A 7945-nucleotide genomic window follows, 5' to 3' on the forward strand; every position below is an offset into this window, starting at 1 on the left:
TGTAACCCCTCCTAAATATCGGACTGTTTAAAAGGCGAAAATTCGTAACTTTAAAACAGCAAGATGAAGAAGTCAAAAATCAGTGAAAGCCAGATCGTAGCAGCGATCAAAGAACATGAGTCAGGAAAAACGGCAGCAGATATTTGCCGTGGCCTTGGCGTGCACCAGGCTACCTTTTATAATTGGAGTGTGCTATGAACTCTAAACCAGCCGTGGTTGAGAGATGCTATCAAGAAGATGGAGGAAGGCCCTCCGGAATCAGCTTGCAGGAGCGGGTTTCAAACCGGTGTATGCGGCTTTAATAAAGAGTTAAGGTCGTGAGCGATACAAGAAAAGGCAGCAAAAGCTGTCAGGTAACTATACAAAAGACGACTGCAAAGGAACCATTGATGAGGTGTCGAAATAGAAGAGACGATGTCAGAACCTGATACTCCAGTTTGTCAGGGATAAACTTAAGGATTACCTGCTTATTGCTTAAGTGGCATCCGGCATATAGATGGCGTGATTTGTATAGAGGCTTTTAGATGGAACATAGGAACCTGTCGTCAGGATGCAAAAGGAAACACCCAAACAGGGACCCTGTGAGGGTAAAAGTACTGATGCCTGGAACAGGGGCGGACTGACTGGTAGTAGTGATGATAGTATTGTAATGATAAAGGAGCGAAGCGGTCAGCTTATTTAGCGGCTTAAATTAATCAACTATTAAAACAGGAAGAATTAATGAAGGCAGCAAAGTCATTCGAAATTCGGAAGAGGCAAGTATGGGAAGCTTATCAACTGGTAAAAGCAAACAGGGGTTCAGCTGGAATAGATCAGGTCACCTTACAAGATTTTGAAAAAGATCTCGCAGGAAATCTGTATAAAATTTGGAACCGGATGAGCTCAGGAAGTTATATTCCCTCACCTGTGAAACTCGTTGAAATTCCTAAAGCTGATGGTAAAAAGAGGCCATTAGGAATACCAACGATAGCCGACCGAGTAGCCCAAATGGTAGTGGTACAAATTTTGGGACCCAGCATTGATCCCCATTTCCATGAAAACTCGTATGGATACCGTCCGGGGAAATCCGCCCATCAAGCTTTAGCAGCAGCAAAAGAGCAATGCAGAAAGCATCGATGGGTAATAGATCTGGACGTTAGCAAATTCTTTGATACGATAGATCATGGATTGATGATGAAGGCTCTCACCAGACATACCAATACCAAATGGATACTTCTGTATGTCGAAAGATGGTTAACATGTCCTTATGAGTTAAAAGATGGCTCGCGAATGAAAAGATCACAAGGGGTTCCACAAGGGTCAGTGATAGGCCCGTTGTTGTCCAACTTATTTCTGCATTATGCGTTTGATCAATGGATGCGTAAAACTTATCCTGAGATACCTTTTGAAAGGTATGCAGATGATATTGTCTGTCATTGCCCAACACAAGCCAGTTCAGAGAAAATATTGAGCGCTATTGATCATCGATTTAATATTTGTCGACTATCTCTCAATAAAGACAAAACTAAGATCGTTTATTGTAAGGACAGCAACCGTAATGAAAGATGGGGAGAAATCCAGTTTGATTTCCTTGGTCATACCTTTAGACCAAGAGCAGTTAAAAGTAAGATAGGAATATATTTTACAGGATTTAATCCAGCAATCAGTAACAAAGCCAAGAAAAGGATAAGTGAAAAGATAAGTGCTTGGGATGTTAATCAATGGGTTGGCTGGTCACTTACATTGGAGGATATAGCGGATAAGATTAACCCAGTTATCAGGGGTTGGATAAACTATTACGGAAAGTTTTATCCCTCGCTTCTTCGCAAACATTTTAGACATATTGATTTGCGATTAGCCCTATGGGCACGGACGAAGTTCAAAAGGTTTAAGAGACATAAAAGAAAGTCTATCCATTGGCTTGGGGCGATAGCGAAAAGTAATCCTAATCTTTTCGTGCACTGGCAATGGGGATACAAACCTTCCGCAGGAGTTATTTATCCTGCTGGTGACAGAATAAGAAGAGCCGGATGAATGGAGACATTCACGTCCGGTTCTGTGAGAAGCTTGGGCTGAAATGCCCTTGCTTACTCGACAGAAAAAGTATTCTGGTCTGGATAACCTAGAACTACGCCGTTTGAAAGAACTGGAAAAGGGAAATAGGCATTTACAACATATATGTATGCAGAATTTGTGCTAGACAATAAGATCCATAAAGAGGTACTTTCAAAAAAGTTTTAAAGCCTTTCCAGCGTAAAGACATGGTTACTTATGTGGTCACTACACACTAAATAATTATTAGTGGGGCTTGCATCAATAATTCCTCCACTTTGCGAGTGGAAAACATATAGATATGATACTACTAATTTATATTTGGGTTCTCGCCTGAAAAAGTGGTTCGAAAAAAGGAGGGTCATACATTGAGTAACATAATAAGAATAATATTTTGGGTTCATTTACGCATCAATATCTAAGCGGTGCTTACATGTATCTATTTTATAGCCGAGCCAAACACTTTCTTATTCTATAGCAAAATCGATAATCTTTTCTTTCTTTACTTTGTTTAATACCCATAACTACCTTTATGGCGTTGTTCAATGCCCAGCTCTATAATCTTTTATTGAAGTAATCTTACACTCCATTTTAAAACAGATTATCTTCACAAGGTTCAAAGAGGCTATTATGCATCCTCTAGGTGTTACTTTTTAAAAAACTTAATATGCATATGGGAAACTTTGTATTTAAGTAATTATTTTACTTCCTCTAGAACCTTAAGGAATAGGGAAATCTAGCATAGATTACTTTCACACCAAGCGCTTCAACATATCCAGTGAACGATTATAGTACATCATGTTAATTGTAATCATTAAAGTTTTTTTTTAGATTTGTCTCGATATTGAAAATAACCCGGTATTATAGTTTTGATTAATACTATCTTATTTATGTAAAATACACGAAAACTAACTTGTTAATATGTCTTATTAATTGACTATTTGCCTTATATAACAATAAATTATGATTCCAGTTAAAAATCACGTTGAATGGATTGATATTCTTAAAGGTTTTCTTCTAATTAGTATCTGTTTAAGTCACTTTGGATATGTCCCAGATATAGTTCGTGCATTTATTAGTCCGACAAATGATGTTAGAATTCCCTGTTTTTTTTTTCTATCTGGAATGTTGTTTTCTACTAACCGGCATAAAACATTTTTAACATACACTAAAGCAAAAATTAAAGCCCTTTTAATACCCTACTGTGCACTTTTTATACTTTTTTTAATACTTGATTGGAACTTATATTTGAAGCCAATTGAAACTTTAAAAATTGCAGTTGAAAATTTCTTAATAAGCGATGGGCCTCCCAAAGCTTCTCCACTATGGTTTGTTTTTACTTTATTTTTATTAAGTATACTTTATTTTATAATCCATAACCTATTCCAAAATAAATACTTAAAGTTACTTATTCTATCTGTCACATCAGGGTTGGGTTACTACCTATCAATATCAGATATAGATTTACCTTTTCGTTTAGATGTAGTCCTCAGCTCCTTAATATTCTTTGGTATGGGAAATCTTTTGAGGCCAACTTTGAGTTTAAGTCTTACTGTAATAAATAAAAAATATAAAGTTTTAGGGTGGTTGTTATTTATTTCTTTAATGATAACTTCTCGAATTGCATCATTTTTTAATCCTAACTCAGTAATAGGCCTAAATCAGATTAATAATTATTGGTTGTTTCACATAATGTGCTTTAGTGGGATTTCATCTTTAATTCTTTTATGCTCTTTATCATGGCACCAGTTTTCGAAGTTTAATTCTGTAAATCAACTTTTTCGTATTCTTCAATATATAGCTAAATGTGGTCTTCCCATTTTAGCAGCTCATTGTTTTACATTAATTATAGTTGATGCCTTCCTAATAAGAACATTGGGTAATAGCTTACTTAATATACAATTTATATTGAAATTGATAATATTAGTGTTTTCTATGTATTATATAACTATTCCTTTGTTATTTAGTAAATTATATTTCATTTTTCCACAAAAAAGAAAGACATGGCATGAAGCTATTTTAATTTCTTAGGCATCTACTTTAGAAAACTACTAGTGGATTAATTAAGTTGTTTATGATGTTATATTCGAAACAATAAGAAGAATATTTAATAAAGAAATTTAAAACGATAAGTTAATTGTTTAATTAATGTATTATTAATACACCTTAATTATTTTCATTTGAAATCCAAAAGAATTATTTAATAGATTTCCTCTATCTAATGCGGTTGCTAAACCTATTTTATATGAGTTTTTTACACTTTTTAATCCTTGAAAATAAACATTAAGTTGATTAACTGGTTTAAAAATATTATTATTTAATTCGGGAAGAACGACAGGGCCGGTAGATTTGCCAAATTCACTTGTGCTAAATGTGCCATAATTTAATGAATAAGAAATTTTAGATTGAAATTCCCAATTATATATATTAGCTGAGATACCTGTATGAAAAGCGATTACTCTGTTATTTATAAAGTAGTCAAATGAATCTGATGCTTGACCTTTTTTTGATTCAGATTTAGTTGTAATAAAAGGACTTCCAATTCCCTGCCCATAATAAGACCAGCCTTTTTTGTAGTAGTAATTATTATAGTAATCTTCATCACCTGAATTGGTAGGCTTTGACCACGGGTAACCTGCTTGGTCTTTAGTATATAAAAATTCAAATAATATCGTGTTCCAATGAAAATTGGATTTTTTTGGAATGTTTTTATTATTTCTTATCCTTATTCCATTAAGGCCATCTTTTATATTGGCCAATTTTGAAAGAGCTCCTGTATCATAAAAATTCTGACGGTATAAAATAATACTTAAGTTATTAAATCTATAATCTATAGCCATATCAATTGAACCAATCTGATTACCAATTTTTGACCTAGGTATTGATTTTTCTCCGTATGCTTTACCAGTTATAACATATAAAAATGTCTCCATGGGCGAGAGGCTAAATCTTGATCCGTAAGCTGCCTTCTCATTTCCCCAATAAGCCTGGTGATTGAAACCTCCTTGTAATTTTAATTTCCAATCGCTTTTCCCAAACAATATATATAGTGATTTTTGATGGTAATAAGTAGTAGGATGTTTGTTTAATACATTAAATAACTCCGACTTGGGGTCCCCAACTTGATCTAATATTTCAGCTTTACCAATCCAGCCATGAGCAAAATTTCCTTTCACTGAAATTAAACCATTAAATAGTGGTATTTTATAATAATTAGGTATAGATATTTCTGCCTTAGGAATTCCCAAGGCATTACCAGATACTGCGAAATTGCCTGAACTTAATGCCGTATCACCATTAATGCCCATTACCTCCTTGCTTCTTCCAAATTTCATTTGAAATATTCCGGCCTTGAACTTCCCATAAGCTTCAATTAAATTAAAATTGCTTTTCTTCCCTAAATTAGCTCTTGCTTCTAATCCAAATCCCCAATCGAAAAACGACCTTGTTAAATTTATACTATCAAATTTTGATACTTCATTATAATCTAAATGTGCTCTACCTAATAAGCTGCCTGAACCACCAGATAAGGGAAATGAGCCGTATTGATTAGAGCGCATCCAAAAAGGAACTGCACCATCGGTAGTTATTGTTGCTTGGCTTTCTATTTCATATTTAATATCAGGAATTTGAGCATGAATTTGATTAACTAATATTAATAGACTAATAGTGCAAAATAATTTCTTACTATAAGGAATGTTAATTGTATAATAATTCATTATATTACTTTGTAGGATTATGATCTTAGAGTTTGATTTATCTACTTTCTCCAGTTAGTTCTCTTTACCGTTTTATTGTATCGTTCCTTAGCAAGCAAATAAAGGAATAGGTTATTTGTACGAAAATATCTTTTGAATAACCTTCTTGGCTCTTGTTTCAGCCGATAAAGCCATTCTAAGCTATTATTTTGCATCCACAAAGGTGCGCGCTTTTGCAAACCAATTAAAACAGGCAATGCACCCCCAATACCAATCATGATGGCTGGAATCCTACCATACATGTCAAACATCCATTTTTCTTGCTTTGGACATCCTAAAACAACAAAAACTAAACTGGCTTTTGAATTCGATATATCAGTTGCAATATACCCCATTTCACTTTCAGTTAGATCACGAAATGGTGGTGAATATAATCCTGCTATTTTTAGTTTTGGATATTGATTATTAACATATGCTGCAGTTCGGTCAAGCATAATTTGAGTGCCTCCATAAAAATAGACAGACTGATTCAACTTCTCAGCCTCTGCAAGTAAAACAGGTAATAGACTCATTCCATCAACTCGTTGTTGTGGAATTTGATGTAAAATCTGGAAAGACTTGGCTATAGGCATTCCATCCGGAGTTACCAAATAAGCACTATTTACGACCTTTTTAAATTCTAAAGAATCGTAGGCTTCTAAAACCATATGAACATTTGCGACACAAACGTAAGAAGAAATTTTGGCGAGAGCATTATGCATAATGGCACTTACAAATTGCTTGTAAGTGCCATTAGATACATTTATTGAAATTATTCTTTTTTTAGGTAGCCTATAGGGCATGTTATTCAAATTGATTTTTCACTCTATAACCTGCATCTTTTAACATTTTCTCTTTTAAGAAATGTTCAACATCCGCAGTCATCATATCATTTACTAATGCTGCAAGATCATATTTTGGTGACCAGTTTAGTTTTGCTTTACATTTGCTCGGATCACCAATTAATAAATCCACTTCAGTTGGGCGGAAGTAACGTGAATCAACTGCAACAACTTCTTTTCCAACCTCTACTTGATAATCTGGATTACTACATGAGGTTACAGTTGCTCTTTCATCAGCACCTTCACCTTTAAAGGCTAGCGTAATTCCAACTTCTAAGAATGCCATCTTGATAAAATCACGAACGGTAGTGGTAACGCCAGTAGCTATAACGAAATCTTCTGGAGTATCTTGTTGAAGAATTAACCACATGGCTTCAACATAATCTTTAGCATGACCCCAATCCCTACGGGCATCTAAATTTCCCAAATACAATTTATCCTGTAATCCCATGGCGATTTTAGCTGTACCTCTGGTAATCTTTCTAGTCACAAATGTTTCACCTCTAAGCGGACTTTCATGGTTAAATAAAATTCCATTACAAGCAAACATGCCATAAGCTTCACGGTAGTTCACCGTAATCCAATAAGCATACATTTTTGCAACTGCATAAGGAGAACGAGGATAAAAAGGAGTAGTCTCTGATTGCGGTACAGCTTGGACTAGGCCATATAATTCGGAAGTAGACGCCTGATAAACTTTAGTTTTTTTAACTAGGCCTAAAATTCTAATCGCTTCTAAAATTCTTAATGTTCCAATACCATCCGCATTAGCTGTATATTCAGGGGTTTCAAAGCTTACTTGTACATGGCTCATAGCACCTAAATTATAAATTTCATCAGGTTGCACTTGTTGAATGATTCTAATTAAATTGGTTGAATCACTTAAGTCACCGTAATGTAAGATGAAACGGACATCACTTTCATGAGGATCCTGATACAAGTGATCTATTCGGTCTGTATTAAACAAGGAACTACGACGTTTGATACCGTGTACTTCATATCCCTTTTTTAATAATAGATCAGCTAAATATGCGCCATCTTGTCCTGTAATACCTGTTATAAGAGCTTTTTTCATTAATGAATACGGTTTTTTATTAAAATTGCTATATATTTTTCTGCGAATATATTGATTTATAGATAAATCTTTATATTCGCAAGCGAAAATCTATACATTCTTTTAATTAAGAATCATTTATATAAGTTATTATGAACAAAATCACAAATATCTGCTGTATTGGAGCAGGTTATGTAGGTGGTCCTACAATGGCGATTATTGCCAAACAATGTCCTCATATAAAAGTTACCGTGGTTGATTTAAATGAAGCTAGAATCGCT

7 protein-coding genes are annotated in these 7945 nt (G+C 34.4%); 4 read left to right on the top strand and 3 right to left on the bottom strand.

Going from position 1 to position 7945, the window contains the following annotated elements; all coding sequences use genetic code 11:
- Positions 1 to 63 precede the first annotated feature (63 nt).
- The 3 genes from ACR2F7_RS09420 to ACR2F7_RS09430 all read left to right on the top strand — a co-directional run bounded on the left by ACR2F7_RS09420 (position 64) and on the right by ACR2F7_RS09430 (position 4062).
- Entirely contained in the window at positions 64 to 198 is a 135-nt protein-coding gene (locus tag ACR2F7_RS09420) for a transposase (protein WP_432713322.1), read from the top strand.
- Between the two features lie 522 nt (positions 199 to 720).
- The gene (ltrA, locus tag ACR2F7_RS09425; RefSeq protein ID WP_432713323.1) at positions 721 to 2013 is read left to right on the top strand and encodes a group II intron reverse transcriptase/maturase; all 1293 of its coding nucleotides are present in this window, start codon (positions 721 to 723) and stop codon (positions 2011 to 2013) included.
- A 981-nt stretch (positions 2014 to 2994) separates the two neighbouring features.
- A complete protein-coding gene (locus ACR2F7_RS09430) occupies positions 2995 to 4062 on the top strand; it encodes an acyltransferase family protein (protein ID WP_432713324.1) in 1068 nt (355 codons plus the stop codon).
- A gap of 125 nt (positions 4063 to 4187) precedes the next feature.
- On the opposite strand, the gene ACR2F7_RS09435 is transcribed toward ACR2F7_RS09430, so the two are convergent.
- The 3 genes from ACR2F7_RS09435 to gmd are packed head-to-tail and all read right to left on the bottom strand — an operon-like array spanning position 4188 to position 7685.
- Positions 4188 to 5750, bottom strand: a complete 1563-nt coding sequence (locus ACR2F7_RS09435) for a capsule assembly Wzi family protein (RefSeq protein WP_432713325.1) — start codon at positions 5748 to 5750, stop codon at positions 4188 to 4190.
- A 41-nt stretch (positions 5751 to 5791) separates the two neighbouring features.
- Positions 5792 to 6571: a WecB/TagA/CpsF family glycosyltransferase gene (locus ACR2F7_RS09440; RefSeq protein ID WP_432713326.1), complete on the bottom strand. Its 780-nt coding sequence runs from the start codon at positions 6569 to 6571 to the stop codon at positions 5792 to 5794.
- 1 nt (position 6572) lies between these two features.
- Complete coding sequence (gene gmd, locus ACR2F7_RS09445; RefSeq protein WP_432713327.1) at positions 6573 to 7685, bottom strand: GDP-mannose 4,6-dehydratase; 1113 nt, start codon at positions 7683 to 7685, stop codon at positions 6573 to 6575.
- A gap of 131 nt (positions 7686 to 7816) precedes the next feature.
- Between gmd and ACR2F7_RS09450 the strand changes: the two genes are divergently transcribed.
- A partial coding sequence (locus tag ACR2F7_RS09450) for a hypothetical protein (RefSeq protein ID WP_432713328.1) occupies positions 7817 to 7945 on the top strand: 129 nt, incomplete at its 3' end.

The organism is Pedobacter sp. (assembly GCF_045628745.1).
In the GTDB taxonomy this organism is placed as follows: Bacteria; Bacteroidota; Bacteroidia; order Sphingobacteriales; family Sphingobacteriaceae; genus Pedobacter.

Excerpts from the sequence above, each read along its gene's own strand:
- ACR2F7_RS09420 (WP_432713322.1), top strand. The coding sequence starts at position 64 with ATGAAGAAGTCAAAAATCAGTGAAAGCCAGATCGTAGCAGCGATCAAA.
- ltrA (WP_432713323.1), top strand. The coding sequence starts at position 721 with ATGAAGGCAGCAAAGTCATTCGAAATTCGGAAGAGGCAAGTATGGGAA.
- ACR2F7_RS09430 (WP_432713324.1), top strand. The coding sequence starts at position 2,995 with ATGATTCCAGTTAAAAATCACGTTGAATGGATTGATATTCTTAAAGGT.
- ACR2F7_RS09435 (WP_432713325.1), bottom strand. The coding sequence starts at position 5,750 with ATGAATTATTATACAATTAACATTCCTTATAGTAAGAAATTATTTTGC.
- ACR2F7_RS09440 (WP_432713326.1), bottom strand. The coding sequence starts at position 6,571 with ATGCCCTATAGGCTACCTAAAAAAAGAATAATTTCAATAAATGTATCT.
- gmd (WP_432713327.1), bottom strand. The coding sequence starts at position 7,685 with ATGAAAAAAGCTCTTATAACAGGTATTACAGGACAAGATGGCGCATAT.